Origin of the sequence: Methylicorpusculum oleiharenae (assembly GCF_009828925.2) — a bacterium.
Classification (GTDB): domain Bacteria; phylum Pseudomonadota; class Gammaproteobacteria; order Methylococcales; family Methylomonadaceae; genus Methylicorpusculum; species Methylicorpusculum oleiharenae.
Map to the genome: position 1 here is coordinate 2568724 of NZ_WUTY02000001.1, position 20997 is coordinate 2589720.

Annotated in this window: 17 protein-coding genes, 1 tRNA gene and 1 pseudogene; 16 read left to right on the forward strand and 3 right to left on the reverse strand. The window is 46.2% G+C overall.

Going from position 1 to position 20997, the window contains the following annotated elements; translation table 11 throughout:
- The first annotated feature begins 1 nt into the window (after nt 1).
- From tolA to GO003_RS11690, 7 genes are all read left to right on the forward strand, one after another.
- The gene (gene tolA / locus GO003_RS11660; RefSeq protein WP_231088955.1) at nt 2–1954 is read left to right on the forward strand and encodes a cell envelope integrity protein TolA; all 1953 of its coding nucleotides are present in this window, start codon (nt 2–4) and stop codon (nt 1952–1954) included.
- 43 nt (nt 1955–1997) lie between these two features.
- On the forward strand, nt 1998–3290 hold the full coding sequence (gene tolB / locus GO003_RS11665; RefSeq protein WP_159654933.1) for a Tol-Pal system beta propeller repeat protein TolB: 1293 nt from the start codon (nt 1998–2000) through the stop codon (nt 3288–3290).
- 84 nt (nt 3291–3374) lie between these two features.
- Nucleotides 3375–3986, forward strand: a complete 612-nt coding sequence (gene pal / locus GO003_RS11670; protein WP_159654927.1) for a peptidoglycan-associated lipoprotein Pal — start codon at nt 3375–3377, stop codon at nt 3984–3986.
- Nucleotides 3986–4870, forward strand: a complete 885-nt coding sequence (gene ybgF, locus GO003_RS11675; protein WP_159654926.1) for a tol-pal system protein YbgF — start codon at nt 3986–3988, stop codon at nt 4868–4870. The genes pal and ybgF overlap by 1 nt, the downstream gene beginning before the upstream one ends.
- Before the next feature lie 2 nt (nt 4871–4872).
- Nucleotides 4873–5514: a 7-carboxy-7-deazaguanine synthase QueE gene (gene queE, locus GO003_RS11680; protein WP_159654924.1), complete on the forward strand. Its 642-nt coding sequence runs from the start codon at nt 4873–4875 to the stop codon at nt 5512–5514.
- A gap of 7 nt (nt 5515–5521) precedes the next feature.
- Nucleotides 5522–6193 (forward strand): 7-cyano-7-deazaguanine synthase QueC, encoded by a 672-nt coding sequence (gene queC / locus GO003_RS11685; RefSeq protein WP_159654922.1) that lies wholly within the window; start codon nt 5522–5524, stop codon nt 6191–6193.
- 55 nt (nt 6194–6248) lie between these two features.
- Nucleotides 6249–6324, forward strand: a tRNA-Lys gene (locus tag GO003_RS11690).
- Between the two features lie 87 nt (nt 6325–6411).
- Here GO003_RS11690 and GO003_RS11695 read toward each other — a convergent pair.
- Nucleotides 6412–7473, reverse strand: a complete 1062-nt coding sequence (locus GO003_RS11695; protein WP_159654920.1) for a tyrosine-type recombinase/integrase — start codon at nt 7471–7473, stop codon at nt 6412–6414.
- A gap of 614 nt (nt 7474–8087) precedes the next feature.
- A complete protein-coding gene (locus GO003_RS11700; RefSeq protein ID WP_159654918.1) occupies nt 8088–9554 on the reverse strand; it encodes a hypothetical protein in 1467 nt (488 codons plus the stop codon).
- 436 nt (nt 9555–9990) lie between these two features.
- On the opposite strand from GO003_RS11700, the gene GO003_RS11705 reads away from it, so the two are divergent.
- The 8 genes from GO003_RS11705 (at nt 9991) to GO003_RS11740 (ending at nt 15511) form a co-directional block, all read left to right on the forward strand.
- Entirely contained in the window at nt 9991–10344 is a 354-nt protein-coding gene (locus tag GO003_RS11705; protein WP_159654916.1) for a hypothetical protein, read from the forward strand.
- A 16-nt stretch (nt 10345–10360) separates the two neighbouring features.
- Nucleotides 10361–11329 carry a DUF932 domain-containing protein gene (locus GO003_RS11710; RefSeq protein WP_159654914.1) on the forward strand — a complete coding sequence of 323 codons (969 nt, stop codon included), beginning with the start codon at nt 10361–10363 and terminating at the stop codon, nt 11327–11329.
- A 159-nt stretch (nt 11330–11488) separates the two neighbouring features.
- The gene (locus GO003_RS11715) at nt 11489–12505 is read left to right on the forward strand and encodes a YqaJ viral recombinase family nuclease (protein ID WP_231088956.1); all 1017 of its coding nucleotides are present in this window, start codon (nt 11489–11491) and stop codon (nt 12503–12505) included.
- A 144-nt stretch (nt 12506–12649) separates the two neighbouring features.
- The gene (locus tag GO003_RS11720) at nt 12650–13579 is read left to right on the forward strand and encodes a recombination directionality factor (protein ID WP_159659537.1); all 930 of its coding nucleotides are present in this window, start codon (nt 12650–12652) and stop codon (nt 13577–13579) included.
- A 250-nt stretch (nt 13580–13829) separates the two neighbouring features.
- The gene (radC, locus tag GO003_RS11725; protein WP_159659536.1) at nt 13830–14303 is read left to right on the forward strand and encodes a RadC family protein; all 474 of its coding nucleotides are present in this window, start codon (nt 13830–13832) and stop codon (nt 14301–14303) included.
- 414 nt (nt 14304–14717) lie between these two features.
- Entirely contained in the window at nt 14718–15029 is a 312-nt protein-coding gene (locus GO003_RS11730; RefSeq protein WP_159659535.1) for a hypothetical protein, read from the forward strand.
- 9 nt (nt 15030–15038) lie between these two features.
- Nucleotides 15039–15302, forward strand: coding sequence for a hypothetical protein (locus GO003_RS11735; protein ID WP_159659534.1), 264 nt, complete (start codon nt 15039–15041; stop codon nt 15300–15302).
- Nucleotides 15302–15511 carry a DUF3820 family protein gene (locus GO003_RS11740; RefSeq protein WP_159659533.1) on the forward strand — a complete coding sequence of 70 codons (210 nt, stop codon included), beginning with the start codon at nt 15302–15304 and terminating at the stop codon, nt 15509–15511. The genes GO003_RS11735 and GO003_RS11740 overlap by 1 nt, the downstream gene beginning before the upstream one ends.
- A 137-nt stretch (nt 15512–15648) precedes the next feature.
- Here the strand turns inward: GO003_RS11740 and GO003_RS26590 are convergent.
- Nucleotides 15649–15735 (reverse strand): annotated as a pseudogene (locus tag GO003_RS26590) (YceK/YidQ family lipoprotein); the annotation flags it as partial.
- A 308-nt stretch (nt 15736–16043) separates the two neighbouring features.
- Here GO003_RS26590 and GO003_RS11745 point away from each other — a divergent pair.
- A complete protein-coding gene (locus GO003_RS11745) occupies nt 16044–20684 on the forward strand; it encodes an AAA domain-containing protein (RefSeq protein ID WP_159659532.1) in 4641 nt (1546 codons plus the stop codon).
- Nucleotides 20685–20997 lie beyond the last annotated feature (313 nt).

Sequence of the window (20997 nt, forward strand, 5' to 3'; positions counted from 1 at the left end):
CATGAATAACAAACGCAAATTCGGTTGGCCGTTTACGCTGGCGTTATCCCTGCATCTGTTGCTGCTCAGTGTATTTTTGTTCAGTTTCGATTTCCAGGTAACGCCCGAGTCAAATCCATTACCAGAAGCTATTGATGCCGTCGTTATTGATGATGCAGTTATTCAGGCAGAAGCGGACCGGCTAAAAAAAATCGAGCAAGAAAATCTCAGGCAGGCACAGGCATTAGCCCGGCAAGCGGCAGAACAGGAAAAAAAGCGCGCCGAGAAAATGGCAGCTGAGAAAAGAAAATTGGAAGAAGAAGCCGCCCAAAAAGCAGAAGCTGAACAACGCAAACAGCAAGAAGCTGCCAAGGAAAAAGCCGAGCAAGCGGCTGAACAAAAGCGTAAACAAGAGCAGGATATTAAGCAAAAAGCGGCTCAAGTTGCGGCAGAAAAACAAAAACAGGAAAAAGCGGTTCAACAAAAAGCAGAGGCTGAAAAATTAAAGGTTCAGCAATTGGCAGCTGAACAACGCAAACAACAGGAAGCTGCCAAGGAAAAAGCCGAGCAAGCGGCTGAACAAAAACGTAAACAAGAGCAGGATATTAAGCAAAAAGCGGCTCAAGTTGCGGCAGAAAAACAAAAACAGGAAAAAGCGGTTCAACAAAAAGCAGAGGCTGAAAAATTAAAGGTTCAGCAATTGGCAGCTGAACAACGCAAACAACAGGAAGCTGCCAAGGAAAAAGCCGAGCAAGCGGCTGAACAAAAACGTAAACAAGAGCAGGATATTAAGCAAAAAGCGGCTCAAGTTGCGGCAGAAAAACAAAAACAGGAAAAAGCGGTTCAACAAAAAGCAGAGGCTGAAAAATTAAAGGCTCAGCAACTGGCAGCTGAACAACGCAAACAACAGGAAGCTGCTAAGGAAAAAGCCGAGCAATCGGCTGAACAAAAACGTAAACAAGAGCAGGATATTAAGCAAAAAGCGGCTCAAGTTGCGGCAGAAAAACAAAAACAGGAAAAAGCAGCTCAACAAAAAGCAGAAGCTGAAAAACAAAAAGCTCAGCAACAGGCGGCGGAACAGCGCAAGCAGCAAGAACAGTCCAAGCTGAAGGCTGAGCAAGCAGCCGCAGCGGCAGCTGAAGTAAAAAGACAAAAAGCCGAACAGGCCGCAGCGGAAAAACGTAAACAGGAAGACGATTCGAAACGAAAAGCAGCAGAAGCCGCTGCAGCTGAAAAGAAAAAACTGGAAGGATTAGCCCGGCAAAAAGCCGAACAGGCGGCCGCAGAAAAGCGCAAGCAGGAAGAAGAGGGCAAACGAAAAGCAGCAGAAGCCGCTGCAGCTGAAAAGAAAAAACAGGAAGCATTAGCCCGGCAAAAAGCCGAACAAGCAGCCGCAGAAAAGCGCAAGCAGGAAGAAGAGGGCAAACGAAAAGCAGCAGAAGCCGCTGCAGCTGAAAAGAAAAAACAGGAAGCATTAGCCCGGCAAAAAGCTGAACAAGCAGCCTCAGAAAAACGTAAACAGGAAGAAGAAGCTAAACGAAAGGCTGCAGAAGCAGAAAGCGCACGTTTAGCCGAACTGGCCAAGCAACAAGCTGAAGCCATGCGTAAAGCCGAAGCAGAAAAAGCAGCCGCTGAAGCTGCCAGAGCTGCCGCTGAAAAAGCCCGTCTAGCGGAATTGGCGAAAGCACGAGAAGACATGCTGGCAAAAGCGGCAAAAGAGATCGAGCAAAAGGTTGAGCGAGTCTGGATCCGGCCTGCTTCATCCGACGGTAATTTGAAATGTACTTTGCGAGTCAGTCTACTTTCCTCGGGCGAGGTGATGAGTGTGTCTATCGTAAAAAGCAGTGGGGATGACATGTTTGACCGTTCGGCTGAAAATGCCGTAAAAAAGGCCTCGCCATTGCCAGTGCCCAACGACAGAGAGTTATTTAACAGTAAATTCAAGAACTTCGTTTTTGAATTTGAGCCCCATTAATCTGCCCTAATGTGTGGCGAATATTTTACAGAGGTAAAACGTGATTGAATTGATCAGAAAAATTTTATTGGGACTGCTGCTGGTTGTTTATGCTGTCGCAGCTCAAAGCGAAGAGTTAACCATCAGGATTACCCAAGGTTCGGAAAAAGCGGTGCCTATTGCCATCGTTCCGTTTGGCTGGCAAGGCGCTACCCCTTTACCGGATGACGTCTCCTCAATTGTTGATGCCGATTTAAATCGGACCGGTTACTTTCGCACGCTGGACAGAGAGCAAATGCTGACAAAACCGACTCGTCCGGAAGAGGTTGACTTCAAAAGCTGGCAAGTATTAGGCCAGGAATATCTGGTGATTGGGCAGATCACCCCGGACAGTGGACGCTATAATATCGATTTTCAGTTGTTTAACGTTTATAAGAATGAGCCTTTGATGGGCTATAAGATGACCGTGCCTCCTAACGAGCTGCGCCGGTCCGCACATCGAATCAGTGATCTTATTTATGAAAAATTAACCGGTAAGAAATCCGATTTTGGTACCCGTATCGCCTACATTACGTCGGTTACAGAGCCCAATGGTCGGAGAAAGTTTAAGCTGCAGGTTGCTGATGCCGACGGCAGTAGTCCCAAAACGGTTGCTGCATCCTATGAGCCTCTGATGTCGCCCGCTTGGTCGCCTGACGGCAAAATGCTCGCCTATGTTTCTTTTGAACGAAAATCTTCAGCGATTTATGTACAGGTTCTGACCACGGGTAATCGTTCTCGTGTGGCTGATTTTCCCGGAATTAATGGCGCTCCCAGTTGGTCGCCTGATGGTTCAAAACTGGCTTTGACCTTATCTAAAGACGGTAGCCCCGATATCTATACGTTGAATCTGTCTACGCGGTCGCTGACTAAATTGACCAGCGAATACTCGATTGATACCGAGCCTGTCTGGTCGCCAGACGGCAGTAGTATCGTGTTTACCTCCGATAGAGGTGGAAAGCCGCAACTCTATATGATGCCCGCTCATGGTGGGGGGGCTAAGCGCTTGACTTTTCAAGGTGACTATAATGCCGGAGCGGCTTTTTCCAGTGATGGCAGAAACTTGGCCATGGTTCATGGGAATCGTGGAGATTACCGGGTTGCTGTAATGGATATGGGCAGCAAAGCGATTAATGTTTTGACGGCCGGCCGATTGGATGAGTCGCCCAGTTTTTCACCCAGCGGCGGTATGGTGCTCTATGCCTCCAGACAGGGTGGCCGAGGTGTATTGTCAGCGGTATCTGTTGACGGTCGTACCCATCAAAAGCTGACATTGGAAAGCGGAGCGGTTAGAGAGCCTGCCTGGTCGCCTCAATAGCATTCAGTGCATTGAATAATTTGCCCGGATTAAAATAAATTTTGCAGTAAAATTAATGACTTACTTTTTTGGAGAACAATTGATATGAAATTTACAAAACTACTTGTTGCTTTAGCGGTGTCCATAGTGATGTTGTCGGGGTGTAGCTCGGATGCCGAAGAAGGCACTGATTTATTGGATGCAACTCAAGGCGGAACACCGGATGCGTCAAGTTCCGGTTATGGAGCTGGTACCGGAATAACGGGTTCTGAAACCGGCGGCTATGGCAGCGGAAGCGATGGCGCCTATGGAAGTGGCAGCTCCAATAGTCAATACCCTAATTCGTTTATGGGGCCTGAATTTAGCGATCCTTCAAATCCGCTGTCAAAAAGCACCATTTACTTTATGTATGACAGCAGTGACGTTCAGCAGGATTTTATTCCCGTCATCGCTGCCCATGCAAAATATTTGGTCGCACATCCTAGAGCGCGGCTGGTTTTGGAAGGCCATGCAGATGAGCGTGGTTCTCCGGAATACAACATTGCTTTAGGAGAGCAACGTGGTAAATCGGTTGACCGTATGCTGAAAGTTCAAGGCGTTTCGGAAAGTCAGCTTCAAGTGGTCAGCTATGGGGAAGAAAAACCTTCTGCAATGGGTAGCGATGAGTCGGCATGGCAGCTTAACCGTAGAGTCGAACTGATTTATCAGGGGCAATAATGAAATTACGTCTGTTCTTCTTTTTGTTGTTTTTTAGCAGTGGGTCTGTATGGGCGCAATCGCGTCCGTTGCCCTCTGTCTATGATAATTCTGCATATCCAGCGGCTAATGCAAGCACTGCAAAACCCTCTTCTGCCAGCACGCTTTATGAAGTGCTCGGCCGAGTAGAGCAGTTGCAGGCGGAAGTGCAACAATTAAGGGGTACTGTTGAAGAACAGGCGTTCACTATTACTGAACTGAAAAAACGGCAAAATACGATTTATAACGATCTTGATCAACGGATGCAGTCGCTGGAAACGTCTGGCACTGCGGCTGCGGGCGAAAAAGCGGAGCCTGCTCCACCTGCCCAGGAAGCTCAGCCTCCCGCGGCCAGTGCTACGCCTTCTGCAGCTGTTCCGGTCATCCCCGCCCAGCCTGCTGTTGCTAACCAAGCACCGGCTAAACCGGTAGTATCAGCTACGGAAGCGGCACCTGCTGCTTCAGCAGCGGTGAGCGGAAAATCCAGAAAAGAGCGCTATCAAGAAGCTTACGATACGCTGAAAGACGGGCATTACAGTCAGGCTATTACCGCTCTGAATGCCTTTCTTAAAGACTATCCTGCCGGAGAGTATTCAGATAACGCGCAATACTGGCTGGGAGAGGCTTACAAGGTCAATCAGGAAGTCAGCCTGGCCCGCGAAGCTTTCAGTAATGTCGTATCAAACTATCCTGCCAGTCCCAAAGTCAGTGATGCTCTGCTTAAATTAGGCTATATCGAGTTTGAGCAAAACAATAAAGCGAAAGCCGGTGAGTATTTTTCACAAATTACCACGCGTTTTCCAGGAACCACAGCCGCCCATTTAGCGGCCAAAAAAATGCAACAAATTGAAAGCGGTGCGCCCTAAGCGTGAGTTCATTAAAAATTACTGAAATCTTTTATTCCCTGCAAGGTGAGTCAAATACGGTAGGTTTGCCTACCGTGTTTGTTCGCCTGACCGGCTGTCCACTGCGTTGTGTTTATTGTGATACGGCTTATGCTTTTACCGGTGGCGAAAGACTGAGTATTGATGACATCATCAGTCAGGTTGAAAGCTATAGCTCTCGTTTTGTCACCGTCACCGGCGGGGAGCCGCTGGCTCAAACGAATTGCAATGAATTGATGACAAAACTGCTCGATAAAGGCTTTGTCGTATCGCTTGAAACAAGCGGTGCGCTTGATGTTTCCGGTGTGGATCCGCGTGTTGTCAAAGTGATGGATCTTAAAACACCCAGTTCCGGCGAAATCTCAAAAAATCGCTATGAAAATATTGATTATTTGAGTTCATCGGATCAGGTTAAGTTTGTCATTGGCGACCATTCCGATTACGAGTGGTCCAAAAACATCATGATGCAATATCGATTAAACGAACGCTGCGACGTGCTCTTTTCACCGGTCATGGGTGAACAAAATCCAACTGAACTCGCCGAAAAAATTCTACAAGATCGATTGCCTGTCCGCTTCCAAATACAGCTTCACAAGCTGTTATGGAATGATGCGCAAGGAAAATAAAAAAATCATGCAACGTAAAGCAATCATTCTGTTATCCGGTGGACTGGATTCAATCACCGTTTTAGCCATGGCTAAAAAACAGGGGTATCACTGTTATGCCCTGAGTTTCGAATACGGACAAAGGCATAATGCCGAACTCGATGCTGCACGAACCATCGCTGTTGAATACGGTGTCGTAGATCATAAAACAATTAATATTGACCTGGGCGCCATCGGTGGCTCGGCATTGACCGATGAACATATTGCTGTGCCCACTTCGCTTCAGGAAGGCATTCCGGTAACCTATGTCCCTGCGCGCAATACGCTGTTTTTATCTTTTGCACTGGGATGGGCAGAAGTGCTCGGTTGCTCGGATATTTTTATCGGTGTGAATGCGGTTGATTATTCAGGGTATCCGGATTGCCGGCCCGAGTTTATAGAAGCTTTTCAAAAGCTGGCAAATCTGGCAACTAAATCCGGTGTAGAGGGACATCCCATTCAAATTCATACTCCGCTTATCAGGCTGAGCAAAGCCGATATAATCAAAAAAGGAATTGAATTAGGTGTGGATTACAATCAAACCGTGTCGTGCTATTCCGCAACAAAATCAGGTTTAGCGTGTGGAATATGCGATGCCTGCCGGTTGCGGAAAAAAGGATTTGAAGAAGCAGGAGAGCTCGATCCGACTCGATATCAATAGATGTAAAAAAATGTTGCAAGCTGAAAATAAATCATTATAATAGGCAATCTTTGTTGGGTCGTTAGCTCAGCCGGTAGAGCACCGCACTTTTAATGCGATGGTCGTGCGTTCGAATCGCACACGACCCACCATCATTTAATATATAAATCAACCAGTTAGCTTGTTATGGCAACTGGTTTTTTTGTGCTTATCATTTTTCATTTCCGATTTTTTGACGATTATGCTGCTCGGATCAGTGTAAGTTCTGTTCCGTGCCTATCGCCACAAAGCAATTCAACACACTCAATCAACCGAGCGATTTCAGCTTTGCTGTAGTGCGTGGTAATATGCCCTGCATGATGGCCCAACAAGTCCTGCCGATCTTCAAAGCTCACGCCCGCTGCACGTAAACGCATACCAAACGTGTGTCTCAAATCATGCACGCGAACATCAGCTAGATTAGCCGCTTCACGTGCTTTTCGCCACGCCCTGTTGTTCATCCTCTCTAATCGGTTGCCTTTCAGATGAAATACAAACTCTGATTGACCCCGATAACGATCCACAATCGAGCGCGCTAAAGCATTCAGTGGCACGATGCGTTCATGACCATTTTTTGCACTCTCTTCCGTGATGATAAAGACTGACTCCTGGGTGCCGGAAATCTTGGCTTCATGCTCCCATTTGAGGCCACATAACTCCTGATCTCTCAAGCCAGTATGCAGTGCAAATAGAGCCATATCCGCCAAATATTGCGGCATACCCTTCATTAGCTTTTCTTGTTCCGCAATCGATATCGGACGTGTCTTACGCTTCTTGCCTTTTACCGAAGGCAGAAGCGGCGCACTATCCAACCAAGGCCTGCCTTGTTCATCACGCCACATAACCACACAGAGCTTTAAAACTCTACGAATGATGGCCATGTCCCGGTTCAGTGTTCCTGCAGAAATTTTAGCGGTCTTTCTATCTCGAATATACTGATCCAGAGAAGCCGAATGAATTTTCTGCAACGCGATTTGACCGATATACGGCATCACTGCCTTCAGCGTATCTATATCTCGATCCAAAGATCGTTTATGCCCATTTTCTTCAATGAAGCGACCAGCAGCCTCATCGAATGTCCTCTCACGACGTTCACCGTATACCACTTCTTTTCGGATTTCTTGAATACGCTTAGCTAAGTAACATTCAGCGGCTTCGAGTTCCGTTTCGCCAGTGCTTTCGCGAAGCTTGATGCCTGCGATGGTTTTGTCGATGTGCCAGATATTGCCTTTTTTTCTAAGGCCGGGGGTTGATTTTGCCATGATATTTTCTCCAGTGGCTTGCCCGGCTTTCCGTTTGCGGCTTTGACTTTATCAGCCCAGGCGTCTAAGTCAAGTCTGTCATAAGAAACAGATCGTCCAAATCGAATTTCAGTTAGGTATGGCCTAACCAGCTTATTGAAAACCGGTTCACTCATTCCTAAATAACCAGGTGCGTCTCTTTGCCTTAATAGCTTTGGTATTACCATCTTGAATCTCCTAACCAAGGATCTTGTTTCATTGAGTCGTTTGAATTAATTCAACTCTAAGATATCCAATGTTAGGGGCTAGAAAAAGGAACTATCCTTCTGGATTTTTTGCTGCTATGCACCGTGAAAGGTGCACGCGAAAAGGGAGTGAGATTAAGTGAAAAGTAACCGCCAACTACAACGACGTAGCAACAGCCAAACTTGGCAGCTTGATGTTCTAATTATTTTTTTATAGGCATTTTGATCGACTTACCAAAAATCTCGTCAATTAGCAGTCGATGCGACTAATATATCACTTGGATTCATTTTGTAAGCACCAACCCTCTGCGCGCAGAATGAGTGCTTACATTCACCTGCCACATTTTATATAGCGCATGACGCGCCTTTTGATGAAGCCGGTTACTTTTCTTAGCCAGCTTTAACAAAATCATCAACTTGAGCACAAAAGTCTATTATTAAGGAATACGTATCTTTGACACTGAGCATTTTAAAAACTTGGTACATTTCCTTTTGAATTTCCAGCTTCTCCCGCCTGACTCGCATGTGTGCAACTGCTCCTTCTTGGCTTGTGTAATTGCCAGATAAACTATTGACTGCTATCGAATGCCGAGTAACGAAAAATTTGATAAGCTCCTGATTAAGAGCCGCACCCAATACGTCCTCTTTAGTAACATGGCCAACATCATTAATCCGCCGCGAAAAACCTGAAATTTCTTTATAGATTAAACAGCCTGGATTATTATCGCCGGATATATATAGATTCAACTTAGTCTTATTATCAAAATCGTTATAAAGCAAAGCAGCAGCCACGGCGACACAGTCAGGCTGCATATGCCTATTTTCGAAAGCTGCAAGCTCCTCTTCAGTTTTACAATGGCTATTACTCGAGATAATGTAAATTCTGCAAATAACCTGAGCGCATTTTATCAAATCAGAAGGTGGCTTTCTCGAATTAACCGCTCTTAAATTCTCTAAGGTCGGTATGATTTCGTCCTCTGAAATAATATGATGACAATACTGAAAATTATTCGGCAAACTACGCAATATCTGATCTTGAGTGCGTAAAGTTGCGTCTACTTGATTAATAGCAAGATTATAAGAAGGCATTTTTATCAGTAACACCCGAAGACTTTCTGTTATAGTAATTGTATTATTTTTAACATAGATTCCTATAACCTTTATCAGCGTATCTCTAATATAAGAAATTACCTCATCCAGGCCGGTATCAGGCAGTTTTGCTTCATCAAGATAACCATCAGTGTTTCTATGTAATTCGAAAAACAATTTTTGTATTGCTTCATCAAAAAGAGAAATCAGTCCATCTAAAGCGGTTAAAGGATATTTATTAGGCAATAGATAGGGATAATCAGTTCTATCTTCATTACTTAAACCGCTAATAAGGCGCGAGTAATAGCATCGAATGATCGCATCGTTTAATTTTTTTGGCTCCTTCTTTTCTTTAGCAGGAGAATATAAAGGGTAATCAGACAAGGAAGGCGTTGTTGTTTTATTTTCACCTGTTATAAGTAAATTATACCAGCCACGCTTGATTTGGGACAAAATACCAAAATGCGTTAATATCTTGAATAACTCGCTTTTATCTAATTGAATGGCGTCATACAGCTCAGGAAACTCAATAATTGACTTGATAGTATCTATTTGGTAATTAGCTCTTTCACCAATATAATAGTTATCATATAAATATTCCGTAAGCTTATTTTTTGTTAATAAATCATCTTTAATAGAATCAAGATTAGAAGGCTCATAGGGATTATTAGGAAATTCACTGTAATTATTGTTAATAACAATTCTAACAAGTCGTTTCTTATCATATAACACTTTGTCTTTTTTCTGGTTTATTGTCACCGTATTCATATTTTTATTTTAACCTAAGAAGACCGTTAATCTTAGAAATACCAAGCACATGAATGTAAGATGAATTTGGCTCTCACGTAAGCTTAATTAATAATACATTTAGGCAAGTAATACCTAGAACTACTTAAAACTTTCGACGGATTCTGACTGGTTTAGCCTGCTTTACTACGATAAAGATGATCATTTCTTGAACCACCCAATCCCGCTTTTAAAAAATCTCAATCACATATACCTATCCTGAGTGTACTTCCCTGTACTCGACATTAAGTCGCATCGTAGGGGAGCAGGCTTGTATTTTATTCTTCCTTCAACGCCGGACGCCTAGCGTCGGGCGTTGGTCTTTTTCTGCCGTCTTGTGGTCTTGAGTTGTTCGGTACGCTGTTGCGTGCCGCTATCCTGGGCTGCTGTCCGGCATTTTTGTTTAGGAGTATTAGCGATGGGTAAGCAATGTCCGATTTGTCGATCACATCAGGTGATCACGTTAGACCGCGCCAAGCGAATGGGTGGCGCGGTCGGTGCCGTCGGCGGCGCAATGAGCGGTTGGGTGGCCTCCAGTTCCGGTGCCGCTATGGGTGCCGAGCTTGGCGCGACAGTGGGTTTGTTGGGCGGTCCGGTCGGTGCCGCTGCCGGATCAGTTGGCGGCGCTTTGATGGGGGCTTTGATCGGAGCCACTGCGGCGGGTGTGACCGGCGCCAAGTTGGGCCAGGTCATCGACCAAAAGGTGTTACACAACTACGTGTGCCAGGATTGCGGATTGCAGTTCGGCGATGTCGATGAACCGTTGGCGTGAAGGGAGGCGATGAGTCATGGCACATTTACTGGAACAAATGGCCTATGTCGGCCAAACGCCCTGGCATGGCCTGGGCAATCTACTCGCCCCCAAACAGCCCCTGGAAGTCTGGGCCAAACAAGCCGGTATGGACTGGCAAATTCAAGAATCCGAAGTGCGCTTCATGGCCGATCAGGTCGGTCACCTCGGCACGATCCACACTTTTGCGGACCAAAAGGTGTTGTACCGGTCCGATACCAAACAACCGTTGTCGGTGGTTTCCCAACGCTATCAAGTCGTGCAACCCCGCGAGGTGTTAGAGTTTTATAGGGACTTAACCGAGATTGCCGGTTACGAACTGGAAACCGCCGGCGTATTAAAGGGCGGCAAGAAGTTTTGGGCTTTAGCCAAGACCGGACAAGCCGCCAGTCTGAAAGGCAACGATCAGGTCTATGGCTATCTGCTGTTGGCCACCTCCTGTGACGGCACGTTAGCGACCACAGCGACGCCCACGACCATTAGGGTAGTGTGTAACAACACACTGACCATTGCGATCAATGGCGCAACGCAAGCGATCAAAGTGCCACACAGCACCAAGTTCGATGCCCAAGCCGTTAAACAGCAACTGGGCGTGGCGGTCTCGCAATGGGAGTCCTTCATGTACCGGATGCGCACACTGGCAGAGCGTAAAGTAAAATCGCATGAAGCGATGAATTACTTCCTGCGGGTACTGTGCGAATCGCCGTCCGTGAATGGCGAGCCGGTGGCCTTGAGTAACGAACGGGCACTCAAAAAAGTGCAAAGCCTGTACGAAGGTCAGGGCCACGGTGCCGATCTGGAGTCGGCCAAAGGCACCGCCTGGGGTTTGCTCAATGCAGTCACCGAATACGTCGACCATGAAAAACGGGCGCGCAGTACCGAGAGCCGCATGGATTCCGCCTGGTTCGGACAAGGCGCGACTATCAAGCACAAAGCCCTGGAGGCGGCCTTAAAGCTGGCCGCTTAACCCAGATGGATTAACGCTTTAACCACGACATAACGCTCACGCCTTAACACCCACCCCTGACAAAACGCCTGGTCGGATTTCCGACCGGGCGTTTTTGTGTCTGTTAGTTCGTGCATTTTGTCTTTCAAGCTATTTTACTTGACCACTGAGGAGGTCACCATGACCGAAACCGCTTTACAAATCCCCCCTACCCAGAAGGCCAAACCCGCCTTGCGTCTGGTCAAAACCAAAGATATGCCGCGCGAAGACTGGCTGGCCATCAGAAAACGCGGTATTGGCAGTTCCGATGCCGCTGCAGCCGTCGGCTTAAATCCTTACCAATCACAGCTGGAACTGTGGCTGGAGAAAACCGGCCGCGACGACAATCTACCGAAAATCGATCCCCACGATGAAACCAGTCCCACCTACTGGGGCAATCTGTTAGAACCGATTGTGGCGGCGCATTACCGGCAACGAACCGGACACAAGGTCCGCCGTATTAATGCCGTACTGCAGCACCCGCATCCCCACTTGTTTTGGATGCTGGCTAATATCGACCGCGAAGTGGTAGGTTGTGACGAGGTACACATCCTGGAATGTAAAACTGCCGGTATTAACGGAGCCCGGTTATGGCGGGACGGGGTACCGGAATACGTGCAGTTACAGGTTCAGCATCAATTAGCCGTCACCGGTAAAGCCACGGCGGATGTCGCGGTCTTGCTCGGCGGTCAAGCACTGGAAATCCATCGCATCCAACGAGACGAGGCCTTGATCGGGCGCTTGATTCAACTGGAACAACGCTTTTGGAATTACGTGGAAACCGATACACCCCCGCCAGCAGACGGTTCGGAATCGGCAGATCTAGCGTTGCGCTGTTTGTATCCGCACGACAGCGGCGCAACCCTGAATTTCAGTCAGGACCTCCAGCTATCAGCGACCTTTGCCCATTTAATCAATGTCCGGCAAAGCCTGACGGAATTGGAACAGCAGGAAGCGTTGTTCAAGCAAACCTTGCAGCAAGCCATTGGCGATGCCAGCAAAGCCACCTTTGAAACCGGCTCGGTGACCTGGAAGAAAGCCAAGGACAGCGTCGTCTTGGATACCTCCCGTCTGCTCAAAGAGCAACCGACCCTGTTACAGCAGTATGCCACCACCAAAACCGGCAGCCGGCGTTTCCTCGTGCAAACCGCCGACTAGCCGTCAACGCAACAACCCAAACCAAACCAAACAAAAATTAGAACCAAAGCCATCTCACCACACAACAACAGCCTTGGACAGGGAGAGATCCCGGTTCAGGGCGGTATGTTTGCTTTTTAGCGTCAAAACGCACAGGAGTTCATCATGTTAAAAGGTTTAGTCATTTCCCCGCCTGTCCTTGGCCGGATTTCCATCGGTAAGATCGTCGAAAAGGACGGTATGCGCTTGCCAATGAAAGAAGATCAATTTACCCTCACCAGTCAGTTACAAGGCAGAGACGGCTGGATAGCGCACCCCTTTGACAGCACTTTGCGCACCCAGCAAGGCGGAAAAATCCGCAGCATTCCGATTCGCTTGCTGTTCAACGAGCCGGATTTAAACTTTCGGGCCGAATACAGTTTGTTCGACCGCAAAACCGGTCGGCCATTGTGCGTCGGTAACGGGGAAACCTGTCGGCGCAAAACGGATGAGGGTATTGTCACTCTGCCGTGTCCGGCACCGGAAGGGTGCGGCCTGGCACAAGCCGGCGGCTGTAAACCCTATGGCCGTTTAAATGTGCTGATCGGCGACGACGATCCGTTAGGCAGTTTCATCTTTCGGACTACCGGATTCAACAGTATCCGCACCTTGACCGCTCGCTTGCAATACTTCAAAGCCCTTTCCGGCAACCGGCTGTCGTGCCTGCCGCTGGAATTGAAACTGCGCGGTAAAACCACCCGGCAAAGCCATGGCTCGGCGATCTATTATGTTGACATTACCTTACGCGGGGATCAAAGCATTGAAGAAGCGATCCACGCCGCTAAACAGATTGAAGAACAACGCCACGCCTCAGGCTTCGATCAAATGGCTCTGGATCAAGCCGCACGCGTGGGGTTGGGTAATGGTGCGTTTGAGGACAATGAAGAGGACGGTTCGACCGTCGTGGAAGAGTTTTTTCCGGAAGAGCCGACTGAAGTCAGCGCTGTCCCGTCAATGCCAAGGCCCTCTTTAGCCACCCAACTGGAGACGAAAGCCCGGCAGTTGCAAACACCTGAGTTACCCACGCTAACTTTACCAATCCCTAACGCGCGGTAACGCCACGCTGTTTTACTGGCCCGGTGGCTTGAGTTCTGCCTATCCGTGAAACGCTCGTCCGCTTTGACTAAGACCCGCCATCCTGCATTTATCGTCATTGACGACTTTTAATCCCGATCCCATCACAGCCGTCTCTTACGGGAAATGCGGTAAATGTTTCAATTATTTTTTAACAACCCTTCCGGAACATCGCCTTTTCCCGGACGGGAAAAGGCGATGTTCGGGCTTTCATAATCACGGGAGAAAATCCATGTTATACCTTCGAGGCGCCAATAATCGGTACCGAGTGGCAGATGAAGATGATGTGATCTTCGAAGCTATCCAGATATACAACCGCTGTTTCAGCAAAGGCGAACCCTTGACCAGTCCGGATAAAGCCAAGGACTGTATCCAATTGAAACTGGCACCGTTCAAACACGAAGTGTTCCTGTGTCTGTTTTTAGACAACCAGCACCGACTCATTGCCTGCGAAGAATTATTCAGAGGGACCATTGACGGGGCCAGTGTGTACTCGCGCGAAGTGGTCAAAGCCGCTCTTCAGCATAACGCGGCGGCCTTGATCATGGCGCACAACCACCCGTCCGGTATCAGCGAACCCAGTCAGGCAGACAAAATGATTACCGACAAACTCAAAGCCGCCTTGGCCTTGGTCGACATCCGCGTACTCGATCATTTCGTCGTCGGTGAAACCGTGTATTCCTTTGCCGAGCACGGCTTGTTGTGAGGGGACCCTAATCACGGAGTTGGGCCAGTCATTTTCACTCCATCAGGGAAATACCCTGATGGGGTGTTTCCTTTTTTTTGTGCGAAGCGGGCATGAACAAAATCGAGTAACAGTTTGATGCTGGCGATATGCATTGGCTGGCCATCAACAACATTCGATGCAGAAGGGGGCATTTCGACAGTGGAAGCCTAAATACCATGTGATGAGAATGCGCTTTAGCGGGTAAAAAATAGTTGATGTTTTTACTCTGTAATAGGAACTTCATCTGACGATCAAAGTCTTATTTTTGGAGATAGTAAGATGTCGGTGTTTCTGTAGCGTTAACAAACAGTTGCACCGACATTTTTTTTGCTTCATGTGTTTAAGCCGTCATTCTGACAGCGCTTTTTAGTCGTTTAGTTTTTGGTGAGCTCCATGTTCAAAGTCTACAAACGAACCATCCATATTGGTTCTATATCGCACCCGCAGCAGATTGAATATCAATTTGAAGAAAATGGTCATTCAAAGATTTCCAAGTTCGTGACGATTCCAGCCATAATTGCCGGTGCATTCGTTGGCACTCTGGTATTTTCTGTATTTTTTGCACTGCTTTTAATTCCACTGGGTATTATTGGAATTAGAGCATGGCGATTGATCAGAACCGCGCAGCAGCAATCTGTCAATCAAGCTAAAGGTGAAAGCATCGCTGCTGAATACACCGTGATTTCGGATAAAGACAATAAGTAGACGCAATCTATGTCTGAAGCCTTAGTCATCACCCAACTACTGGAAACCAGTAATCAGCTCAGTGCTTTTTGCACACAAAATGGCTGGATCATCAGCGATTCGATTGCCTATGAAATCCTCGAACGGCATTCCGACCATTTGCTGATTTATGTGACGTTTCTCGAAAGCATCATGGAGGGTTCCGGCTGTCAATGCGACCAGAAGTCTTGCTACGGGCGCTTGCGTTTGAACTTGGATGCAGATGGAAACTTCATCGGCTTAGAGCTGGCTTGATGAATCCTGAAGATTTAAAAACGCTAGTGACGTTGGCCATGCCTTTTGGCAAGTACAAAGGTCGAGTTATTGCCGATTTGCCTGGACACTATCTGAATTGGTTTGCACGCGAAGGTTTTCCCAATGGTGAACTGGGCCGGTTATTGGCATTGATGCAGGAGATTGACCACAATGGATTGAAGCCAATACTTGATCCACTGAGAAAATAACTACGAATCAAAGGCCAACATGATTTTTGCCGGAATGGTGTACTCCGAAGATTTTTGGGATTTACGCCCATTACCTCAAGGTCTCTAGGAACCCCAAGGGAGAGACCTACGATGATCACGAGCTTTAGGAATTGGCATTAGTGGAAAATTTCAGCACTGATCGCTAATGGTAAAAACACAGAATCTATTGCCAAGCTGAAAGGCAGATCAACGAGCGGGTAGTTTGGAGGTTCGGTCTTGAATTTTCAGATTGTCACATCGTCGTTTTCTAACGCTGCCCAATTCAGCCTATTTCCGCAGTAGACGAATATGCGCTCATACAAGGGCACCTCGGCGTTTAAGCTTTTGAAAGTTGCGCATCCTGATAGTCCGCTGATGCAAATTGCACTACATATAATTTGCTTCAACCTTAAAGACTAAAACTAAGAATTAAGAGTACAATTAGTCTAATTTAAACAGCCTCAACTGCTCAGCAACAAAGAACTATATGTGAGGCCTTGATTTGTGCTGTTGACTAATTCAACAAGGAAAGATGAAATCCCCTCACGACCTACTTAAAGGCCTACTCGAATACATTGAGGAGCAAACAAAGGACATCAATCCAAAAGCTTTTCGTATTTCCAGTCATTCGGGGTTCGCTAAGCAATCGCATCAGCTCGCGGGGTTGCCGGGTGTTGATTTCGACATTCGCCTTGAAGGTGATCATCTTTGGTTACGAATTGAGAGACTAGAAGCTTATCCTCAACCTAAAATTCCCGACCAGTTGAAGGAATTTTTAAATGTTACAAACGACCCTTTCCAACAACCTCCAACATTAGAGCAGTATTTAGCTCACCTCCTCAATCTGCGTGCGGATGCCCCAGATGTCTTGCCGATTGGCAAAGATGTCGCCAAGCCAGGTCAAGAAGATTGGATTGAGCAAGAACAAGATTACTTTCCAACTGAAAATATTCAAGAGTCTCTAGACAACCAAAAAGATCTAAATCAGGAAAAACTAGTTTTTCTTGAATACCTAGATAAATGGAATGCTTGGGCGAATTCGGAGCGACCACGCCGAAAGAGTATATCGCTCTATGGGGATCTTTTTGCGTTAAAGCATCAAATCGAAGCTGAAGAAACGGCTAAGCCGCAAGAGTTTATTTGGGGTGTGGGCATATCTACTTGGCAGATTCCATTTGGAGAAGGTACTGTCAATTTTGAATATCCAATTCTTACGCAGGCTGTCGAGCTTTCTATTGACGAAAAAAGTATGGCATTAGAAGTTCGTCCAAGAGCTACTGATACCAGGGTGGAAATGGAGGCATTTGTAGCTTGCTCTATTCCAGGTGCGGCAGATGTAGAACATGCAATCAAGGATCAGCTTCAACGGCATAAGGATCGCCCGGTTACTCCATTTGACTCATCAAGTTATATTGATGTTCTAAAACTTGCCGCATCTAACCTTGATAGTAATGGTAGTTTCCACGAGTTACTGTCTCTTGGAGAAGTTTTACCTTCAATGGGTAAAAATTTGATCGTATCTGACTTGTGGGTGTTACTCTCACGTCCACGCTCAAATAATTTTTTAACGGAAGATTTGAAGCGATTAAAAGCCAAATTAGCCGAAGGTTGCGAGATACCTATGGGGCCATTAGCTTTGGTTACACCGCCCTCAGAATCGCCAATCGAATTTGAAGCCATTCAGTTTCGAGGCTTATCCAGCAGAGGACTTGGTCAAGGAAAGCAAGAAGAGCTTTATTTCCCTTTACCATATAACGACGAACAAGTCACTATCATACAGCGTTTGGAAAAAGCGGCTGGGGTTGCTGTCCAAGGGCCACCAGGCACTGGTAAAACGCACACCATCGCTAATGTGATTTGTCATTATTTAGCTACAGGTAGACGTGTTCTCGTTACATCCCGAGGGGAAACAGCACTTGAAGTTCTTCAGTCAAAGATTCCTGAACCGGTTCGGGCATTGACAGTAGCTTTAATGTCTAGTGATCGAGAAGGCGTGCGCCAATTCCAAGCATCAATCGAAGCAATCCAACATCAGGTTACTCAATTAAACCCAGAACAGACACGTCATGCTATTGCAACATTGGAAAGTGGGATTGATCGGGCGCATCATGAACTTTTGTCTATTGATAATCGCATTGACGACATAGCCTTAACACAGCTCTTAGAAATTGAGGTTGACGGCATTCCCATGAGAGCCCAAAACCTTGCAGAATTAGTTATTTCAGGGGCGGAAAGTTACTGTTGGTTTGATGATCAGATTACCCTTTCACCCGAACACTCACCACCATTGACGGAAATAGAAGCGGGGATCCTTCGTGAATCAAGACGAAAAATTGGCCCAGATTTGGTGTACGTACAAGCCAATGTCCCATCCGCTGACTCTCTACCTACCATATTTGATATTGCAGAAGTGCATGAAGCCTTATCGAGTATGAGGCTTATTGAAAGGGAAGTTGAGCGTGGTGAAATTTTCCAATTAAAGGCATCGACCTCAAACATAATCCAGGCTGCAAAAGAACTATATGATTTAATTGAATCCGCAAATTTAATTGTTGAAGAACTAGAGTCAGTTGGTGAAGATTGGCCTTTTGAATTACGATCAAAATGCCGGCAAGCTGCATTTCTTTCAGAAAGAGAAGCCCTTGAATCTCTTTTCACTGAAATTGATGCGCTTATTGAATCTAGAGCAGCATTCCTAAAGCGACCAGTCCAAATTTCTGATCCGGCCTTAGAAAACTCAAAGACTAAAGAAGCAATTTGCCGAGCTGTTAAAACTGGTAAACCTTTTGGTGCATTACCATTTAGAAATACAGAGGCAAAAGCCCACGTTTCAACTATCAAAATATCCGGATTATCTCCAGTATCCAAAGATGACTGGGCTCATGTATATCGATATTTAATTCTTCATGAGCAACTATTATCGTTGACAAGTCGTTGGAATCATTTTGGCAACTATCTTTCACTCCCTTTTTTGGAAGGTGGCGTCACCGCTTTACGCCAGATGGAGATCATAACTACGTTGGTGAAAAAAACACATCAACTTGCTACAGAGATAGATAATCAATTACCCAAAAAAGCAGATTCTGTCTTTTCCTCAGCGCCTATTGAGTCATTATTGGGTGGTTCGTCTGAACTGAAGCTCATCAAAAGTCAGCTTCAACGCAATCTAACAAAAGCAGAGTTAGCGAAAGCGACTGCCATGCTTGGGGTCATTCATGAAAAACTCGCTGGTAAGACTGGGCCTGTCTCAATTGCCTTAAAAGATTTTGTCGAATATCAATTAGGAAATCCTGAAATACCTTCCGAACGTGTAACTGCTAAATATACAGAATTACTGGCTGAACTCCGCCGTATCGCATCACTTTCGGTTGATTTTGAGCGTATCTATGAACTATCAAAACGTATCGAACAGGCAGGGGCTCCAAAATTCGCTTCTCGCATTCGAGCCAATCCGGTTGATAGTTTTGGTGAAGATTTAGTTTTGCCAGTAACTTGGCGAAACGCATGGAACTGGGCACGGATGCGAACCCATTTGGAAAGTATCGAGGCCAGAAATGAATTACTTTCCCTCGCGGCCAGACGTAGAGATTTAGAAAGTGGATTATCTAGGCTTTATCAAGACATGGTGTCGAAAGCAGCATGGTTGGCTACCAAGCAAAATGCCACACCTAAAATTCTCCAGGCACTTGCAGGCTATGCAACTGCAATTCGGCGCATTGGTCAGGGTACAGGCCCAAATGCCACACGCTATCGAAGAGATGCTAGAGAAGCGATGTTAGATGCAGCAAATGCAGTTCCTTGCTGGATTATGAATCATACACGCATATCTGAAGCCATGCCTGCCGACATTGGGACTTTTGATCTTGTAATCGTTGACGAAGCGAGTCAATCTGATCTTTGGGCGCTTCCTGCTATTTTGCGCGGAAAAAAAATACTGGTGGTAGGTGATGATAAACAAGTTTCACCCGATGGCGGCTTTATTGCCAGTCAGCGCATTCTAGAGTTGAAGGTTCGCTTCCTTTCTGCTCAACCATTTGGGGTCGAAATGACCCCAGAAAAATCACTTTATGATTTAGCTGCTCGGGTCTTTGCCGCTGAACAAGTTATGTTGCGTGAACACTTTCGTTGTGTTCCTCCTATTATCGCCTATTCAAACCGGATATTTTACAAAGGCGGTATTCAGCCATTACGAATCCCCAAAGCCAGCGAGAGAATTGCCCCTCCTCTTGTTGATGTTTATGTACCTGATGGTTATCGCGATAAGCATGATCACAATAAATATGAAGCGGAATTTATCGCTGAAGAAATTGCAGCCATCTTAGAAAATAATGCTTTTATTGGTCGCAAAATTGGTGTGGTTTCGCTTCTAGGAATGGATCAAGCCAAGCATATAGACGCTGTCGTTCGGGAACGCTGTGATTCAGCAGAATTATTACATCGCGAGTTTAAATGCGGCGACGCAAGAACATTTCAAGGTAGCGAACGCGATATTATGTTCCTATCGATGGTGGTGGACCGTAATAATTGCAAAGCCCTTTCAGGAAATACTTTTGATCAACGATTCAATGTTGCCACCAGCAGGGCTCGGGATAGAATGTATTTAGTGCGCTCAGTGACAGAAAACGATCTTTCAGAAAAAGATTTACGTGTCAGTTTACTCAGTCATTTTAATAAACCCATGATTACTGATAAGGAAGAAACAAACGTACTTATCGATCAATGTGAATCTGGATTTGAGCGTGAGGTATTTTTAATTCTTACTTCTCGAGGTTATAGAGTTATCCCTCAGGTAAAGACTGGAGCATATCGAATTGATATGGTTGTCGAAGGTGCAGGAGACAATCGTTTAGCCATTGAATTGGATGGTGATGAGTTTCATGGTCCTGATAGATGGCAACATGACATGAACAGGCAACGTGTCTTAGAGCGTGCTGGCTGGATTTTTTGGCGTTGTTTTGCTTCAACATGGTCTCTTCGCAAAGATGAAGTGGTTGGGGAGTTAATAGAGCGACTAACCGCGATGGGTATCGAACCAATGGGTGCGATAGAACATGTCGCAAACTTAGTTGAAAAACGGATATGGACACCTAAGTTGTCTGACACTGATGCCGAAAATAATCAGAAGTTGCAAGAATCAATAGAGCTTGTAGCTCCTAGTCTAGGGAGCGCTTAAGATGAAATGACGACAACGTATAAACCATTGATTTAATTTGTTCCTTCGGCCTTCTTTAGAAATAACGGATTGTTAGTGCTGATATGTAAAAGTCTAAATTCGATATCACAATGAGGGAAACAGAGTTTTACTAGATCTTACAGTGGGAGCAAAAAAGCGACCCATTTTTGCCAGTCGGACTTCTCCAAAGCAGTCATTGGCGACCTCACCCTATCGGCCATTTGCGGACGGATGGTTTTTCTGATGAACGTCTGTTGATTGACCTACAGCCGTCAGCCATAATCCCAAAATGTGCGTTAGGCTTATAGGTTGT